The organism is Enterobacter cloacae complex sp. AR_0002, assembly GCF_001922365.1.
GTDB lineage: Bacteria > Pseudomonadota > Gammaproteobacteria > Enterobacterales > Enterobacteriaceae > Enterobacter > Enterobacter hormaechei_C.
In genome coordinates this window covers 1,188,596-1,205,100 of the sequence record NZ_CP018814.1, presented here as the reverse complement: position 1 = coordinate 1,205,100, position 16,505 = coordinate 1,188,596, and the positions used below count along the sequence as shown (strand labels likewise).

Below are 16,505 nucleotides of genomic sequence, written 5' to 3'. Positions count from 1 at the left end.
GAAGAGATCCGTACAATAGAGACTTTCCTGAAGAACAGAGACATGACCATGACTATCGCCCGCCTTGCTTTGCTGACAACCCTTTTCACTCCGGCCGTCTTTGCCGCGCCGTTGACCGTTGATACGTACAACCCGCAGGAAAAAGGCATTTTTGCCGTTTCTTCCACCCTGGTGTCTGGCCCGAAAGAGGCGGTACTGTTTGACGCCCAGTTCAGCGTGAAAGATGGCGAAGCGCTGGTAGAAAAAATTCGCCACAGCGGTAAAACGCTGAACAAAATCGTGATCACCTCCGGCGATCCGGATTTCTATTTCGGCCTGCAACCGCTGGTGAAAGCCTTCCCTAATGCCAAAGTTGTCGCCACGTAACAGGTGGTGGACCATATCAGGGCCACAAAAGACGCGAAGCTCGCCTTCTGGGGGCCACAGATGAAAGACGGCGCGCCGTCACAGCTCTACGTGCCGCAAGTGCTTGCCTCAACCACCTTTATGATTGATGGTGAAAGAGTGAATATTGAAGAGCCTGAGAGCTATGCGGCGTACGTCTGGATCCCATCCGCAAAAACCATCCTCGGCGGCACGGGCGTCTCGTGGGGTATTCACGTCTGGACGGCGGATACCCAAACGCCGGAAAGCCGCAAACAGTGGCAGCAGACGCTGGATAGCATGGCAGCCCTTAAGCCCGAACACGTTATTCCGGGCCACTACCTTGGGACACCGCCAGCGGGTACCGGCGCTATCGACTTTACCCGTCGCTATCTACATCAGTTTGAACAGGCCCTCATGACACATAAAGCGTCAACCGGCGTCATTAGCACGATGAAAAAACAGTGGCCGAATCTGGCGGAAGCCAGTTCGCTGGAATTGAGTGCCAAAGTGAATACCGGCGAAATGAAGTGGTAATATCCTGATTATCTCCTGCTATATTTAAATTTTTTATAGCAGGAGTTTACTATGCCATCGTCAGTAAGGGGCATCGACCATATCGGTATTACGGTGCCCGACATTGAAAAAGCCACCCTATTTTTTGAACGCGCTTTCGGCGCACAGGTTTTATATCATTCTGTCGATGCGGAAACCGATAATATTGATCAGGCCGCCCAGCAGCACACCTTAAAATTATTTCCCGGCACAAAAATTCACGCCATTCGCATGCTTGTTATGCCCCATGGACCCGGCATTGAACTTTTCGAAATGCATGGCCCTGAACAGGGAATGCCCGCCCGCGCCAGCGACTTTGGCCTCCAGCATTTTGCTGTTTATGTTGATGATTTTGATAAGGCGATAGCCGCTTTCACCGCTGCCGGCGGGGAGATGTTTACCGCGCCAAAGCCGCTCACGTTTCCGGATGAGCAAGGTGAAGGGAATGCTTTCTGCTATGGGCAGACCCCCTGGGGCAGCATTGTGGAATTGATCTCCTGGCCGACGCCCATGCCTTATGAAAAAACGACAAATTTACGCCGCTGGAAACCCTGAATTTTATTTGTGTGCCAGGATAGATGATATTTTTATTTCTAGGACGAATCTGAACCACAACGGCGAAAATATTTGCCAATCTGAATGTGAATTACGATTTTGCACGCCGTAACATTAAACAGACAACGACACGGAGGCAGCATGTTTACTTATTACCCGGCACATACCACAGCAGCACAACCCGAACTCGTTAACGCGATTGCGCAGGGTCTTCAGGCAGAGCACGGCGTTGTTACCGAAGATGACATTTTGATGGAACTGACCAAGTGGGTGGAAGCCACAGACAATGACATCCTCAGTGACATCTACCAGCAAACCATCAACTATGTGGTCAGCGGGCAAAATGCACCTTTGTAAAAACCTGCTAAGCTGGATCTGCAACCTAAGGGGTTACATTTCGTTTGCGTGAGCAAACTTGTCCTTAAAACTATCAACGGGATTGAGGAGTTAAAATGAAATCGAACCGTCAGGCACGCCACATTCTGGGACTGAACTACAAGCTCTCTAACAAGCGTAAAGTGGTTATTGAGGAGGGTAGCGAAACGCAGGTTACCCACGCTACCGGCAGAAAACGCCCTTCCGGCAAGTAAGTTCCGGCACGATATTCACAACACCATCGGTAATCCCGATGGTGTTTTTGTTTATGTGTTGCGGTAATTAATATTCAGCTCCTTTATAATACCAACCGACCGCACCCCGTAGCACAGGCCAGAAAGATGACAAACAGCAGTGTCAGGGACGGATCTTCTTAAAAAGAGTGAGTGACATGGACAACAAACTGAAAAAACATCGTTCCCTTTATATTCCTTACGCCGGTCCGGTTTTACTGGAGTTTCCCCTTCTGAACAAAGGCAGCGCCTTTAGCATGGAAGAGCGCAGCAGCTTTAACCTGCTGGGCCTGCTGCCTGAAGTGGTTGAAACCATTGAAGAACAGGCGGAACGCGCCTGGATCCAGTATCAGGGTTTTAAAACCGAAATCGATAAGCACATCTACCTGCGTAATATCCAGGACACCAACGAAACCCTCTTCTACCGCCTGGTGCAGAACCATCTCGAAGAGATGATGCCCGTCATTTACACCCCAACCGTCGGCGCGGCATGTGAACGCTTCTCGGAGATCTACCGTCGTTCCCGCGGCGTGTTCATCTCTTATCAGAACCGTCACAACATGGATGACATTCTGCAAAACGTGCCGAACCACAACATCAAGGTGATCGTGGTAACCGATGGCGAACGTATTCTGGGCCTTGGCGACCAGGGCATTGGCGGGATGGGTATTCCCATCGGTAAGCTCTCGCTGTATACCGCCTGCGGCGGGATCAGCCCGGCCTACACCCTGCCGGTGGTCCTGGACGTGGGGACCAACAACCAGCAACTGCTGAACGACCCGCTGTACATGGGCTGGCGTCACCCGCGCATTACCGACGACGAGTACTATCAGTTTGTGGATGATTTCATCCAGGCCGTGAAGCACCGCTGGCCGGACGTGCTGTTGCAGTTCGAAGACTTCGCACAGAAAAACGCCATGCCGCTGCTGAACCGCTACCGCGATGAGATCTGCTCGTTCAACGATGACATTCAGGGCACTGCGGCAGTGACCGTCGGTACGCTGATTGCTGCGAGCCGTGCGGCAGGCAGCCAGCTCAGCTATCAGAAAATTGTCTTCCTGGGTGCAGGCTCCGCGGGCTGCGGCATCGCCGAGCAAATTATTGCCCAGACCCAGCGCGAAGGCTTAAGCGAAGAGCTCGCCCGCTCCCGCGTCTTTATGGTGGACCGTTTTGGCCTGCTGACCGACGGTATGCCTAACCTGCTCCCGTTCCAGACCAAACTGGTGCAGAAGCGCGAGAACCTGAAAAACTGGGATACGGATAACGAGGTGCTCTCGCTTCTTGACGTGGTGCGCAACGTGAAGCCGGATATTCTGATCGGCGTATCCGGGCAGACCGGCCTCTTCACGGAGGAGATCATTCGCGAGATGCATAAGCACTGCGAACGCCCTATCGTGATGCCGCTATCGAACCCTACCTCACGCGTGGAGGCGACGCCGCAGGATATCATCGCCTGGACCGAAGGCAATGCGCTGGTCGCGACCGGCAGTCCGTTCGATCCGGTGGTGTGGAAGGACAAGCTCTACCCCATTGCGCAGTGCAATAACTCCTATATCTTCCCGGGTATTGGTCTGGGAGTGATCGCTTCCGGCGCGTCCCGCATCACCGACGAAATGCTGATGTCCGCGAGCGAAACGCTGGCAGGTCACTCACCACTGGTGAATAACGGTGAAGGCCTGGTACTGCCGGAGCTGAAAGACATTCATAAAGTGTCCCGCGCAATTGCCTTCGCGGTAGGCAAAATGGCGCAGCAGCAAGGCGTCGCGGTGAAAACCTCTGCCGATGCGTTGCAGCAAGCGATTGATGATAATTTCTGGATGCCGGAATACCGTAGCTATCGTCGTACTTCGATTTAAGCATCGCCCCTCACCCAGCCCTCTCCCCAAAGGGGAGAGGGTGAAAACCGCACCGGACAGTCCCCTCGCCCCTTTGGGGAGAGGGTTAGGGTGAGGGGAATATACGGCACTTCCCACTAGCCAAACCCATTTTCCCCCGCTACACTCCCTTCATCCATTAACCTACTGAATATATAAGGAGGCCAATTATGCTGTACTGTGAAATTTTCAATGTTTCACATACATTTGGTGATCGCACCAGCTCAAGCGTTATCGGTATCGTGCTGCGATAACTACCGCTTGAGCGAAGACACTAACCCCTGAAATCCCTTCTCTCGGGCTTACTGAGTTATCGTCAGCGATGTTTGACGAGGCATAAACATGCCTGTAACTCCTGGGTAAGCAACAATGAGCACTCTACTCACTGCACATTCTTTACGTGTTGATACCGCGTTTGGCACGCTCTTCGACTCTCTCTCCTTTACGTTGAAAAAAGGCGACCGCATTGGCCTGCTGGGTGATAACGGCTGCGGAAAATCGTCGCTGCTGAAGCTTATCTGGCGACATTTTCGCGACGAGATCTCGGACGAGCGGCTTAAGCGTCATCCGCGCGTTTCACCCGGCTACTACGACCAGACGCTGCATCAGTTGCCAGACGATACGGCGCTGCTTGATGCGCTGGAGCCTTTCGCGCCAGATCCGCAAACCCGTAAAATGGCACTCATCAGTGCCGGCTTCCCGTGGGCGCGGCACGGGCAAAAAGTCAGTACGCTGAGCGGCGGGGAACGTTCGCGCCTGCTGTTCGTCGGCCTGACCCTTGCCCGTTATAGCCTGCTGATGCTGGATGAACCGACCAACCACCTGGATATGGAGGGCAAAGAGGCGCTGGCGGAAACGCTGCAACAGTTTGAAGGCGGAGTGCTGCTGGTGAGCCACGATCGTCAGTTAATTAGCCAGTGCTGTAACCGCTTCTGGCTGATTGAGGACGGCAGGCTGAGCGAATGGCACGATGCGGAGGCGGTCTTTGAGCGCCTGCGTGAGGACGCCGGTCCGGCTGTACCTGAGGCATCGAACGCCGCATTGAAGGCACCCTCTTCAGCGTCAGACGATCTGCTCGAACGCCTTGTCGCCCTGGAAACGTTGCTGGAAGAAGATTTGGCGCGTAAGCCCAAACATCAAAAACCGCAGTTGCAGGCGCAATGGCGAAAAGAGATTGAGGAGATAGAAGCCCAACTGTAAGCCTGTACCCGGCGGTCATTACGCCGGGTCTTTTTTACGTCAGTGTTTTTCCCTACTGATTATTAGAGGATCGCCGTATTCTTAATCTGAAACTGAGCTAAATGATGACATTATGTTGCGGTTGCCTTGCATTACAGCGTCAAAGTATTAATCCTTAATGGGTATTACACCTGCTATGCAGATACTCATCATGAAAGGAGAAACACATGAAGGCTGCTGTTGTCACTCAGGATCATCAGGTTAATGTTACAGAGAAAACCTTACGCGCGCTTAAACATGGTGAAGCGCTGCTGAAGATGGAGTGCTGTGGCGTGTGCCATACCGATCTCCATGTTAAGAATGGCGATTTTGGCGACAAAACCGGGGTGATCCTCGGCCACGAAGGGATTGGTATCGTCAAAGAGATTGGTCCTGGCGTCACGTCGCTAAAAGTAGGCGACCGTGCAAGCGTGGCGTGGTTCTTTGAAGGCTGTGGCCACTGTGAATATTGTAATACCGGCAACGAAACGCTGTGCCGTGACGTGAAAAACGCGGGTTACTCCGTTGACGGCGGCATGGCGGAAGAGTGCATCGTAACCGCGGATTACGCGGTTAAAGTCCCGGACGGGCTGGACTCCGCGGCAGCCAGCAGCATCACCTGCGCCGGGGTCACCACCTACAAAGCGGTAAAAGTCTCTGACATCAAACCCGGCCAGTGGATTGCGATCTATGGCCTGGGCGGTCTGGGCAACCTCGCGCTGCAATACGCCAAAAATGTCTTCAATGCGAAGGTTATCGCCATTGACGTGAATGACGAGCAGCTGAAGCTCGCTGCCAGCATGGGCGCAGACTTAACCGTGAACTCCCGCAGTGAAGATGCGGCAAAAGTGATTCAGGAGAAAACCGGCGGTGCGCATGCGGCGGTGGTGACGGCAGTAGCGAAAGCGGCCTTCAACTCTGCCGTTGACGCGGTTCGCGCCGGAGGCCGCGTGGTGGCTGTTGGCCTGCCGCCGGAAGCGATGAGCCTGGATATTCCACGTCTGGTCCTGGATGGGATTCAAGTGGTGGGCTCTCTGGTGGGTACCCGTCAGGATCTGCTCGAAGCCTTCCAGTTTGCGGCTGAAGGTAAGGTGGTTCCGAAAGTCACGATGCGCCCATTGGAAGATATCAACGCTATCTTCAAAGAGATGGAACAGGGCCAGATCCGTGGCCGTATGGTGATTGATTTACGTTCTTAACCGCGGCGGCCGGGTAGCGGCTTTGCCCTGCCCGGCTTTTCACGTGGACGAACGGCGATCGGAAATCCACTCCTGAACCTCGATCTGGAACGTGTCAGGCGCTTTTCGATACATCTTCCGCGCCAGATCCAGGATGGTATGGCGCCCTAACTCCTCTTCCATCCGCTGCTGCGCGCTATCCATGACCGAGCGCACCCCACACGGGCCGTCACAGACCCAGGCAGGTGGCGTTTCATCAAACACCGCCAGGCGCTGACGCACTTCCCGACACTCAAACATATTCTTCTCGCCGTCGATGGCGTGCGCCACGTCCAGCACGCTGATCAGCTCTGCCGGACGCGCCAGCCGGAAGCCTCCCCCTTTGCCTTCGGTGCTGATAACCAGCCCCGCGCGTGATAAACGGGTGAAGATTTTTCCAAGATAGTCGTAGGGCACGCCCTGCAAGGCCGCCATCTCCCGGACGCTCATCTCACGTTCATTGCCTTTTGCATCCACCATACACATCAGGCTATGAATGCCATATTCCACACCAGAACTGTAAAACGCCATGGCTCACTCCGGGTCATTGTTCGCTGCATTATAACGATTTTTAACTCAGAAAGAAGTTGTCGTAGTTAACTCCGACAAGTATAGTGGCAGTTATGTCAGACATACAGCCTGACGCACTAAAGGATCGAGTATGAAAAAGCAGATTTTAATTGTGGGTAGTGGGTTTTCCGGTATGTGGGCTGCGGTCAGCGCCGCGCGCCTTTCTGCTCTGGAGGGTAACAATAGCCTCAGCATTGCCGTGCTGGCCCCTGTTGCGGAATTGCGCGTTCGCCCACGCTTTTATGAAGAGAACGTGTCGATGATGGTCGCACCTCTGACCGAACTGTTTGCTGAGCTGGGCATTAACTTTATTGCGGGCGAAGCACAACGTATTGATACCTCGTCTAAAACCGTTTTATATCGCAATTCAAACGGCGTGATTGCTGACGTCGCCTGGGAACGTCTGATCCTCGCAACCGGTAGCCAGACTAAACGCCCCCCAATTGCCGGTCTGGCTGAATACGCCTTTGATATCGACCAACTCGACTCCGCCAGGTTATTCGAGCAACATCTTGATTCGCTGGTTTCGCGCCCCTCCACCCCGGAGCGTAATACCGTGGTCGTGTGTGGCGGCGGCTTTACCGGCATCGAGCTGGCAACGGAACTCCCTGCCCGGCTCCGCACTCGCTTCGGCGCCAATACAAAGACTAAAGTAATCGTAGTTGAAAGGGGTGCAACCATTGGCGGGCGTTACAGCGAGGCGCTGAGAAACACCATTGAAGAAGCAAGCAGCGCGCTGGGCGTTGAATGGCGTTTAAACAGTGAAGTTGAAGCCATCGATGCCAGCGGCGTAACGCTGAAAAACGGAGAACGCATTGCCAGCGCCACTGTAGTGTGGACGGCAGGGGTAGAAGCTAACCCCCTCAGCCTGCAAATTGACGGGGAACGCGACACTCAGGGACGCCTTATCGTCACCGACACATTGCAGGTTCCTGCGCATCCGGAGGTTTACGTGACGGGTGATATGGCGCATGCCAAAACGGACGATGTGGGCAACACGGCGCTGATGACCTGCCAGCACGCGATCCAGTTGGGGAAATTCGCCGGACACAACGCGGCGGCCAGCCTGTTAAATGTGGAGCCGTACCCTTACCGTCAGGTGAACTACGTTACCTGTCTGGATTTGGGTAGCTGGGGCGCGGTATACACCGAGGGCTGGGACCAGCGCATTAAATCCGTGCGCGAGGAAGGCAAAAAGATCAAAGTCGCCATCACCAACGAACTGATTTACCCGCCAGCAGCAGACAAAGCGGTTGCTTTTGCCGCCGCTGACCCGCTGGCGAAATTCGTGTAGTCCACTCCAGCACCGCGACCAGCGGGCAACATGTGGAATCAGGCCAGCGCTCCTGCGTTGGCCTGACGCTTTTTGGCACATAAATAACCATACATCAACAGAGAGGTCATCGCTGAGAAGGATAAGATCGCTGCCGGCAGCGTGACATAACTCCAGCTAAAGCCGAGCGTAATCATCATTCCACCGAAATACGCGCCAATTGCGCTGCCGAGGTTAAACGCCATTTGTCCGCCTGCGGCCCCCAGCATCTCGCCGCCTTTCGCATTTTGCAGCAGCAGAATTTGCAGCGGCGCAGAGAGCGCAAACAGCCCGGCGCAGCACACGAATCCCATTACCAGTGAAGCTGTTTTAAGCTCGCCAAAGGCGAACAACGCCAGCAGCGAAGCCACAATCACCAGGTCGGTGGTGGCAGCAATGCGCAGCGGGCTAAAGCGCGACGACAGCTTGCCGCTGAAGACATTTCCCAGCACCATGCCCAGCCCCATCAGCATCATGATCGCGGTCATCACGCCCTCGGAAAAGCCTGACACGTTGACCATAAACGGCTTCACGAAGCTAAACCAGGCAAACACCCCGGCATTGCCAAACATCGTAGCGGCAAAAATCAACCACGGTTCCGGTTTCTTCAGGAAATGGAATTGTTCTGTCAGCCGGGTGGTTGTCGTGTCGTGAATGTCTGGCACCCACAGCAGAACAGACAGGATCACCAGCGCGTCAAAGACCGCAATCAAAAAGAAGGTGTAACGCCAGTTAAATTCATGTCCCAGCCACGTCCCGAGTGGTACGCCAAGCAGGTTGGCAACGGTCATCCCGGCAATCATCCCGGCCACAGCGACCGTCACTTTACCCGGCGGTGCGATTTTTGACAGGATTATCGCCCCCACGCCGAAAATCGCGCCATGCGGAAAACCAGAGATTAAGCGCCCCGCCGCCAGCCCCACGTAGGAGTCAGAGAAGGTAAAGAGTGTGTTACCAACGACGCACATCGCCACCAGAAACAGCAGCGTTGTTTTCAGCGAAAATTTGCTGGAGAACAGCGCCACAATCGGCGCGCCGATCACCACGCCAAAAGCGTAAAACGAAATCATATTTCCGGCAGAGGGAATCGAAATGCCCGTATCATGGGCCAGTTCTGTCAGCACGCCCATGATGCCAAATTCAGCCATCCCCAGACCAAAGGTAGCCAGTGCTAACGAAAAAATTGTCTTTTTCATACCGCGACCACTGTTAAAAAATACGCAGCGTGCATTATTGATTAAACTTGTATGGTGAACCAGTTCAAATCAGCTTTCTGACACATTAATCCATTCATTCAGGCCGATTACACGCTTAGTACGGCCTCGATCCCGCGACCGGACCCATAGGGAGACCCGCCATGGTCAGTAAGAAGAAAACCCGTGTTGTTGATGATGTCGTTAAAAACGCGCCGCTCAAAACCAAAACGTACGAGCAAGAGCTGCGCCGCCTCCATGTTGAACTGGTTAAGCTCCAGCAATGGGTGGTCGCCAAAGGGTTAAAAGTCTGTATTGTTTTTGAAGGGCGAGACGGCGCCGGTAAAGGCGGCGTCATCAAAGCCATCACCGAACGCGTCAGCCCCCGGGTGTTTCGCGTTGTTGCGTTACCGGCCCCCACCGATAAAGAGAAAAGTCAGCTCTATTTTCAGCGTTACGTTCCTCATCTGCCCTCTGCCGGGGAAATCGTTATTTTTGACCGCAGCTGGTACAACCGCGCGGGGGTGGAAAAAGTAATGGGTTTCTGTACTGAAGAGCAGACCGAAAAATTTCTTGATGGAACGCCGGTAATGGAAAAAGCGATGGTCGATGCCGGGATCATATTGTTGAAATACTGGCTTGAAGTAACGCCAAAAGAGCAGGAACGCCGCCTGCGCGATCGCATTAATGATGGTCGCAAGATCTGGAAGCTGTCTCCAATGGACATAAAATCTTTTAATCTGTGGGATGAATATACCCTCGCCCGTGACGCGATGTTTAAAGCGACCGACACCGCCTGGGCGCCGTGGTTTGTGGCGCGCTCAGAAGATAAAAAACGGGTGCGGCTGAATATTATTTCGCATCTGCTTTCACAGATCCCCTATAAAGAAATTCACGTAGACAAAGTGGATTTACCGAAACGCAAGATCGGCAAAGTGAAGCCTACAAAATATCCCTTCCGGTATATTGCAGAGCGATTTTGATACGGGGAAGCAGGCCAGCACAAGCGCAGCGCCGCCGGACAATGCCGACGGCGCAAGGTTTACTTCAACCCTTCCGAACTCTCTTTTTGCGCTTCAAGACGCTCAACGTCCCGGTACCAGCGCGGATGGTGTTTTTGCGCCCAGCGGCGGCTCACCTTCCCTTCAATCATGCCTTTAATCGATCCTTTCACCCAGAAGGCCATATACATATGGATCAGAATGGCGTGGATCAGAATAATGGCCGAGGTCGCGTGGATCAGCAGCGCATAACGCACTACCTGAATCGGGAAATAGTGCGCAAAATACGGACGCCAGATGATGACCCCGGTCACCAGCAGCACAAAAATCATGCTCATGATGGTCCAGAACATCATCTTCTGCCCGGCGTTGTATTTCCCCACCTTCGCGACTTTATGCTCGTTGCCTTTCAGAACCTCAACAATCCCTTTTAGCCACGGAATATCCTGCTTGTCAGGGATGTTGTGATGAACAAAACGCACGAACATAAACATCAGCACCACGAAAATCAGCACGCCGAAGAACGGATGCAGAATGCGCCCCATCTGCGGTGTCCCGAAGGTTTCCGTGAGCCACTGTAGCGTCGGGAAGAAGAACGATATGCCGGATACCGCCACCAGGAAGAAGCAGATGACTACCGTCCAGTGACAGGCGCGATCGACAAATTTTGTGCGCACTATCATTTTCGACTTACTCATGATGCTCCTCCTCGTCGTCATCCACCTCTTTATTCGGCCCGATACCGATGTAGTGATAAATCAGCCCGGCAAAGGTGGCGATAAAGCCCGCCGCTGAAAGCGGTTTAAGCGCCCCTTTCCACAGGTTGATTGATGTATCGATCGCCGGATCTTTCGGCAGATTATGATACAGCTCCGGCTGGTCATTGTGGTGCAGAACATACATGACGTGCGTGCCGCCCACGCCCTGCGGGTTATAAATCCCGGCCTTGTCATAGCCGCGCGCTTTGAGCTTATCCACCCGCTGCTGCGCCACTTCCAGCATCTCTTTTTTGGTGCCGAAGTGGATCGCCCCGGTAGGACAGGTCTTCACGCAGGCAGGCTCCTGGCCGACGCTGACGCGATCGACGCACAGGGTGCATTTATAGACCCGGTTATCCTCTTTATTGAGACGCGGGATATTAAACGGACAACCCGCAATACAGTAACCGCAGCCGATGCAGTTATCCTGCTGGAAGTCGACGATCCCGTTGGCGTACTGAATGATTGCCCCGGCAGACGGGCATGCCTTCAGGCAGCCCGGATCTTCACAGTGCATACAGCCGTCTTTACGGATCAGCCACTCCAGCTTGCCGTTCTGGTCGGTTTCGCTAAAGCGCATCACCGTCCAGGACTTGGCGCTCAGATCAGCAGGATTGTCATAGACCCCTACGCAGTGCCCCACCTCGTCGCGGATATCGTTCCACTCCGAGCAGGCCACCTGGCAGGCCTTACAGCCCACGCAGGAAGAGACATCGATCAGCTTGGCGACTTCTGCCTTGTAGTCCCGCGCACGAGGCGCGGGCGTTATCGGGTTGGTCGCGGAGCGTTTAATAATGTCTTGTGTTTCCATCGCCATTTAATCGCTCCTTACGCTTTCTCGATGTTGACCAGAAACGCTTTATACTCCGGCGTTTGCGAGTTGGAATCGCCGACGTTTGGCGTCAGGGTATTGGCGATGTAGCCTTTCTGCGCTACCCCTTCAAAGCCCCAGTGCAGTGGTATGCCCACCGTTTCCACCTGCTGGCCGTGCACGTTCAGCGTTTGCAGACGACGGGTGACCACCGCCACCGCGCGAATAAAGCCGCGCTTGCTGCTGACCTTCACGCGATCGCCATTGGCAATGCCTTTCGCCTTCGCCAGGGTTTCGCTTATCTCCACAAACTGTTCCGGCTGCGCGATGGCGTTAAGCCGCGCGTGCTTGGTCCAGGTATGGAAATGCTCGGTCAGGCGGTAAGTAGTGCCGACATACGGGAACTTGTCTTTTTTACCTAAACGCAGCACGTCGTCTTCGTAGATGCGTACCACCGGGCTTGACACCACGTTCGGGTGCAACGGGTTAGTGCCGAGCGGCGTTTCCATCGGCTCGTAGTGTTCAGGGAACGGCCCTTCCGCCAGTTTGTCGATAGCAAACAGACGTCCCAGCCCTTCCGGCTGCATGATAAACGGCCCGGTGTTGCTACCCGGCGCGGCGGTGTTGAAGTCCGGGATATCGTTCCCCGTCCACTTCGTGCCGTTCCACTCGATCAGCATGCGTTTCGGATCCCACGGCTTACCGTTCACGTCTGCGGAGGCACGGTTGTACAGTACGCGGCGGTTTAACGGCCACGCCCATGCCCAGCCCAGGGTGTTACCCAGGCCTGACGGATCGGCGTTATCGCGGTTGGCCATCTGGTTACCCTGCTCAGTCCAGCTGCCGGTGTAGATCCAGCAGGACGAGGCGGTGGTACCGTCGTCACGCAACAGCGCGAAGCTATTGAGCAACTGGCCTTTCTTCGCCACCAGATTGCCGTTGGCATCGTACAGGTCGGCCAGCGCCACACCGTTGTTCTCTTTTGCCACCTCTTCGGACTCAGGATGATCCGCCTGCTTGTAGTTCCAGCTCATCTTCAGCAGCGGCTCAGCGCCTTTGCCGCCTTCTGTGCGGTACATCTCGCGCAGACGATGGTAAATCCCGGCCAGAATTTCGCCGTCATTACGCGCTTCACCCGGCGCATCCTGACCTTTCCAGTGCCACTGTAGCCAGCGGCCAGAGTTGGCAATAGAACCGTCCTCTTCCGCAAAGCAGGTCGATGGCAGGCGGAACACCTCCGTCTGAATGGATGCCGGATCGACATCGTTTGATTCACCGTGGTTCTGCCAGAACGTAGACGTTTCGGTGACCAGCGGATCGATAACCACCATGTACTTCAGCTTGCTCAGGCTGCGAACGACTTTGTTTTTATCCGGGAATGACGCCACCGGGTTAAAGCCCTGGCAGATATACCCCGTGACGTCGCCCTTATCCATCATGTTGAAATACTTGATGACATCGTAAGCCTGGTCCCATTTCGGCAACCACTCAAAGCCCCAGTCATTCTCTTTCTGCGCCGCGTCGCCGTAGAACGATTTCATCAGACTGACGGCAAACTTCGGATAGTTACTCCAGTAGTTCACCTGGTCCGGACGCGTCGCTTTTGGCGTGTTGGCGTCAAGCCAGCTTTGCCAGTCGGTCTGCTTCTCGGACGGCAGGGTCAGGTAACCCGGCAGGCTGGTCGACAGCAGGCCGAGGTCGGTTAAGCCCTGAATGTTAGAGTGCCCGCGCAGGGCGTTCACGCCGCCACCGGCCATCCCCATGTTGCCGAGCAGCAGCTGGATCATCGCCATGGTGCGAATGTTCTGCGCGCCCACGGTATGCTGCGTCCAGCCCAGCGCGTACAGGAAAGTAGTGGTTCTGTCGGCGGCACTGGTGGAGGCCAGCACTTCACACACTTTCAGGAAGTCCGCTTTCGGCGTACCGCAGATGTTTTCCACCACGTCCGGCGTATAGCGGGAAACGTGCTGTTTCAGCAAGTTCCACACGCAGCGCGAATCGCTCAGGGTCTCATCGCGTTTCGCGTAGCCGTTTTCGTCGAACTGATAGTTCCAGGATGATTTATCGTACTGACGTTTCTCGGCGTCATAGCCGCTGAACAGACCATCTTCGAAAGCGAAATCTTCCCGCACCAGCAGGCTGGCATTGGTGTAATGCTTAACGTATTCCGCGTTAATCTTATTGTTTTCGATCAGGTACAACAGTACGCCGGAAAGGAACGTAATATCCGTACCGGAGCGGATCGGCGCATAGATATCAGCCACCGATGCCGTACGCGTAAAGCGTGGATCGACGACAATCAGCGTCGCATCGTTGTTGTTTTTCGCTTCCATCGCCCAGCGGAACCCCACCGGATGGGCTTCAGCGGCGTTACCGCCCATAACCACCACGACGTTTGCGTTTTTGATATCAACCCAGTGGTTGGTCATCGCACCGCGACCAAATGTTGGAGCAAGACTTGCTACCGTTGGTCCGTGTCAGACGCGCGCCTGGTTATCAACCGCCAGCATGCCGAGGGAGCGCACAAATTTTTGCGTCAGCATGCCGGTCTCATTACTTGCCGCAGAGGCACACAGCATCCCGGTGGAGGTCCAGCGGTTTACCGTGATGCCCTGCTCGTTCTTCTCAATAAAATTGGCGTCGCGATCCGCTTTCATCAGTTTTGCAATTCGGGAGAAAGCGTCGTCCCAGGAGATACGCTGCCATTTGTCAGACCCCGGCGCACGATATTCCGGGTAGCGCAGACGGTTTTCACTGTGGACGTAGTCCAGCAGCCCCGCCCCTTTCGGGCAAAGCGCCCCGCGGCTCACCGGATGGTCCGGGTCCCCTTCAATATGATAAATCGCTTCTTTGGCGTTCTTCGCGCCATCACCCAGGCTATACATTAATAGCCCACAACCCACGGAGCAGTATGTGCAGGTGTTACGGATCTCTTTCGCGCGCAGCAGTTTATAGTTGCGTGCCTGAGCCAGCGCCATTTTGGGAGCGAATCCCAGCATCGCGGCTGTTGTTCCGGCCATACCGCCCGCGCAGATTTTAAAAAATTGTCTGCGGCTGACGTCCATTGTTGTCCTCGTTATCTGATAAGACTTCGCGCGGCAAACTAACAGCAAAGCCCCTTTTTTTATTGCGTCAAATCAAGGTCGCTATACTTAGCCCCCCAAATAGTCACCGCTGGTACGATTTGCTACTCTTTTCGGGGTATCTACCCCGTAGAAAATTCGCCAGGTGAAGCGGATAGATGCTATAAGTTTTTCCTTTGATTTTTTGAAGACTGGCAGGGTAATGGACAGAAAAAGAGCAACGCTGACAGGCCTGGCGGCCATATTGCTGTGGAGCACCATGGTGGGTCTCATCCGCAGCGTCAGTGAAGGACTGGGCCCGGTGGGCGGCGCGGCGATGATTTACACCGTCAGCGGGCTGCTGTGTCTGGTAACGGTGGGTTTTCCCGATCTTCGGCGTTTTTCCAGGCGCTATCTTCTTGCGGGCAGCATCCTGTTTGTCAGCTATGAGATGTGCCTGGCCCTGTCGCTGGGATATGCCGCGACGCGCTCACAGGCGATTGAAGTCGGTATGGTCAATTATCTGTGGCCAAGCCTGACGATTGCCTTCGCGATTTTGTTCAACGGGCAAAAATCCACCCTGTGGGTCATCCCTGGGCTTCTCATCTCGCTGTTGGGGGTGTGCTGGGTTTTAGGTGGCGAAAACGGTCTGCAACTGAATGACATCATGCAGAACGTCGTTTCAAGTCCGCTGAGTTATGGGCTGGCGTTTGCTGGCGCTTTTATCTGGGCCGCCTACTGCACCGTCACCAGCAAGTATGCCAAAGGGCAAAATGGCATTACCCTTTTCGTCCTGCTGACCGCCCTGAGCCTGTGGGTCAAATATGCCGTCAGCGATCAGCCCGAAATGGTGTTCAGCGTCCCGGTTGTGGTGAAGCTATTGATGTGTGGGGTTGCGCTTGGCTTTGGCTACGCCGCCTGGAATATCGGTATTCTTCACGGTAACGTCACGGTGCTTGCGGCTGTCTCTTATTTCACGCCCGTTCTTTCCGCCGCGCTGGCGGCTATTGTGCTGAGCTCTCCGCTTTCATTCTCATTCTGGCAAGGGGCATTAATGGTGTGCGCCGGATCGTTACTGTGCTGGTATGCCACCCGCAAATAGTATTTTTATTTTTTGCCGGGTACCCAATATGCCCGGCACAAAATTAACAATTATTTAATGTGTGATCACACCCTCGAATATAATTAGTAACATTCGAGACAACTAAAATTTCTGTATAGAATGCCCACAGATAGCCAGAGCCGTTGTGGAAGTTGACATAAACTGACAACACAGGTAATTAGTTCAGCGCCAATATTACCGCGCTATATAGCACAAAGTGCAATAGTTTATTTCTGAATATTTCACTTAGAAAACAGACACTGGCTCACCGGAAAATTCATAATCCGCTGTTTTATAATATGTTAT

General features: G+C 54.2%; 13 protein-coding genes and 2 pseudogenes. 10 read left to right on the top strand and 5 right to left on the bottom strand.

All coding sequences use genetic code 11. From position 1 onward, the window contains the following. Positions 1 to 48 precede the first annotated feature (48 nt). The 7 genes and pseudogenes from AM329_RS05985 to adhP all read left to right on the top strand — a co-directional run bounded on the left by AM329_RS05985 (position 49) and on the right by adhP (position 6,372). Positions 49 to 900 (top strand): annotated as a pseudogene (locus AM329_RS05985) (Vmh family MBL fold metallo-hydrolase). A 51-nt stretch (positions 901 to 951) separates the two neighbouring features. Then, positions 952 to 1,473 carry a VOC family protein gene (locus AM329_RS05980; protein WP_003857065.1) on the top strand — a complete coding sequence of 174 codons (522 nt, stop codon included), beginning with the start codon at positions 952 to 954 and terminating at the stop codon, positions 1,471 to 1,473. A 141-nt stretch (positions 1,474 to 1,614) separates the two neighbouring features. After that, a complete protein-coding gene (gene bdm / locus AM329_RS05975) occupies positions 1,615 to 1,830 on the top strand; it encodes a biofilm-dependent modulation protein (protein ID WP_003857061.1) in 216 nt (71 codons plus the stop codon). A gap of 95 nt (positions 1,831 to 1,925) precedes the next feature. After that, positions 1,926 to 2,063: a stationary-phase-induced ribosome-associated protein gene (gene sra, locus AM329_RS05970; protein ID WP_003857059.1), complete on the top strand. Its 138-nt coding sequence runs from the start codon at positions 1,926 to 1,928 to the stop codon at positions 2,061 to 2,063. Between the two features lie 176 nt (positions 2,064 to 2,239). Continuing rightward, positions 2,240 to 3,937 (top strand): NAD-dependent malic enzyme, encoded by a 1,698-nt coding sequence (locus AM329_RS05965; RefSeq protein ID WP_003857058.1) that lies wholly within the window; start codon positions 2,240 to 2,242, stop codon positions 3,935 to 3,937. Positions 3,938 to 4,333: 396 nt separating this feature from the next. After that, a pseudogene (locus tag AM329_RS05960) lies at positions 4,334 to 5,155 on the top strand (ATP-binding cassette domain-containing protein); the annotation flags it as partial. 206 nt (positions 5,156 to 5,361) lie between these two features. Further along, positions 5,362 to 6,372, top strand: coding sequence for an alcohol dehydrogenase AdhP (gene adhP, locus AM329_RS05955; RefSeq protein WP_023314184.1), 1,011 nt, complete (start codon positions 5,362 to 5,364; stop codon positions 6,370 to 6,372). A 39-nt stretch (positions 6,373 to 6,411) separates the two neighbouring features. Here the strand turns inward: adhP and AM329_RS05950 are convergent, their stop codons facing one another. Further along, positions 6,412 to 6,921, bottom strand: a complete 510-nt coding sequence (locus tag AM329_RS05950) for an Rrf2 family transcriptional regulator (protein ID WP_015570482.1) — start codon at positions 6,919 to 6,921, stop codon at positions 6,412 to 6,414. A gap of 130 nt (positions 6,922 to 7,051) precedes the next feature. Here AM329_RS05950 and AM329_RS05945 point away from each other — a divergent pair, with 130 nt between their 5' ends. Then, positions 7,052 to 8,254, top strand: coding sequence for an NAD(P)/FAD-dependent oxidoreductase (locus tag AM329_RS05945; RefSeq protein WP_032609253.1), 1,203 nt, complete (start codon positions 7,052 to 7,054; stop codon positions 8,252 to 8,254). Between the two features lie 38 nt (positions 8,255 to 8,292). Here AM329_RS05945 and araJ read toward each other — a convergent pair whose 3' ends face one another. Continuing rightward, positions 8,293 to 9,468, bottom strand: a complete 1,176-nt coding sequence (araJ, locus tag AM329_RS05940; protein ID WP_003857053.1) for an MFS transporter AraJ — start codon at positions 9,466 to 9,468, stop codon at positions 8,293 to 8,295. 161 nt (positions 9,469 to 9,629) lie between these two features. Here araJ and ppk2 point away from each other — a divergent pair, with 161 nt between their 5' ends. After that, positions 9,630 to 10,448, top strand: coding sequence for a polyphosphate kinase 2 (ppk2, locus tag AM329_RS05935; protein ID WP_023314186.1), 819 nt, complete (start codon positions 9,630 to 9,632; stop codon positions 10,446 to 10,448). A 59-nt stretch (positions 10,449 to 10,507) separates the two neighbouring features. Here ppk2 and fdnI read toward each other — a convergent pair whose 3' ends face one another. The 3 genes from fdnI to fdnG are packed head-to-tail and all read right to left on the bottom strand — an operon-like array spanning position 10,508 to position 15,100. Beyond that, positions 10,508 to 11,164, bottom strand: coding sequence for a formate dehydrogenase-N subunit gamma (fdnI, locus tag AM329_RS05930; RefSeq protein WP_003857050.1), 657 nt, complete (start codon positions 11,162 to 11,164; stop codon positions 10,508 to 10,510). Beyond that, positions 11,157 to 12,041 carry a formate dehydrogenase subunit beta gene (fdxH, locus tag AM329_RS05925; protein WP_003857048.1) on the bottom strand — a complete coding sequence of 295 codons (885 nt, stop codon included), beginning with the start codon at positions 12,039 to 12,041 and terminating at the stop codon, positions 11,157 to 11,159. The genes fdnI and fdxH overlap by 8 nt, the downstream gene beginning before the upstream one ends. A gap of 11 nt (positions 12,042 to 12,052) precedes the next feature. Continuing rightward, positions 12,053 to 15,100, bottom strand: a complete 3,048-nt coding sequence (fdnG, locus tag AM329_RS05920) for a formate dehydrogenase-N subunit alpha (RefSeq protein WP_086623561.1) — start codon at positions 15,098 to 15,100, stop codon at positions 12,053 to 12,055. 220 nt (positions 15,101 to 15,320) lie between these two features. Here fdnG and yddG point away from each other — a divergent pair, with 220 nt between their 5' ends. Continuing rightward, positions 15,321 to 16,199, top strand: coding sequence for an aromatic amino acid DMT transporter YddG (gene yddG / locus AM329_RS05910; protein WP_023314188.1), 879 nt, complete (start codon positions 15,321 to 15,323; stop codon positions 16,197 to 16,199). Positions 16,200 to 16,505 lie beyond the last annotated feature (306 nt).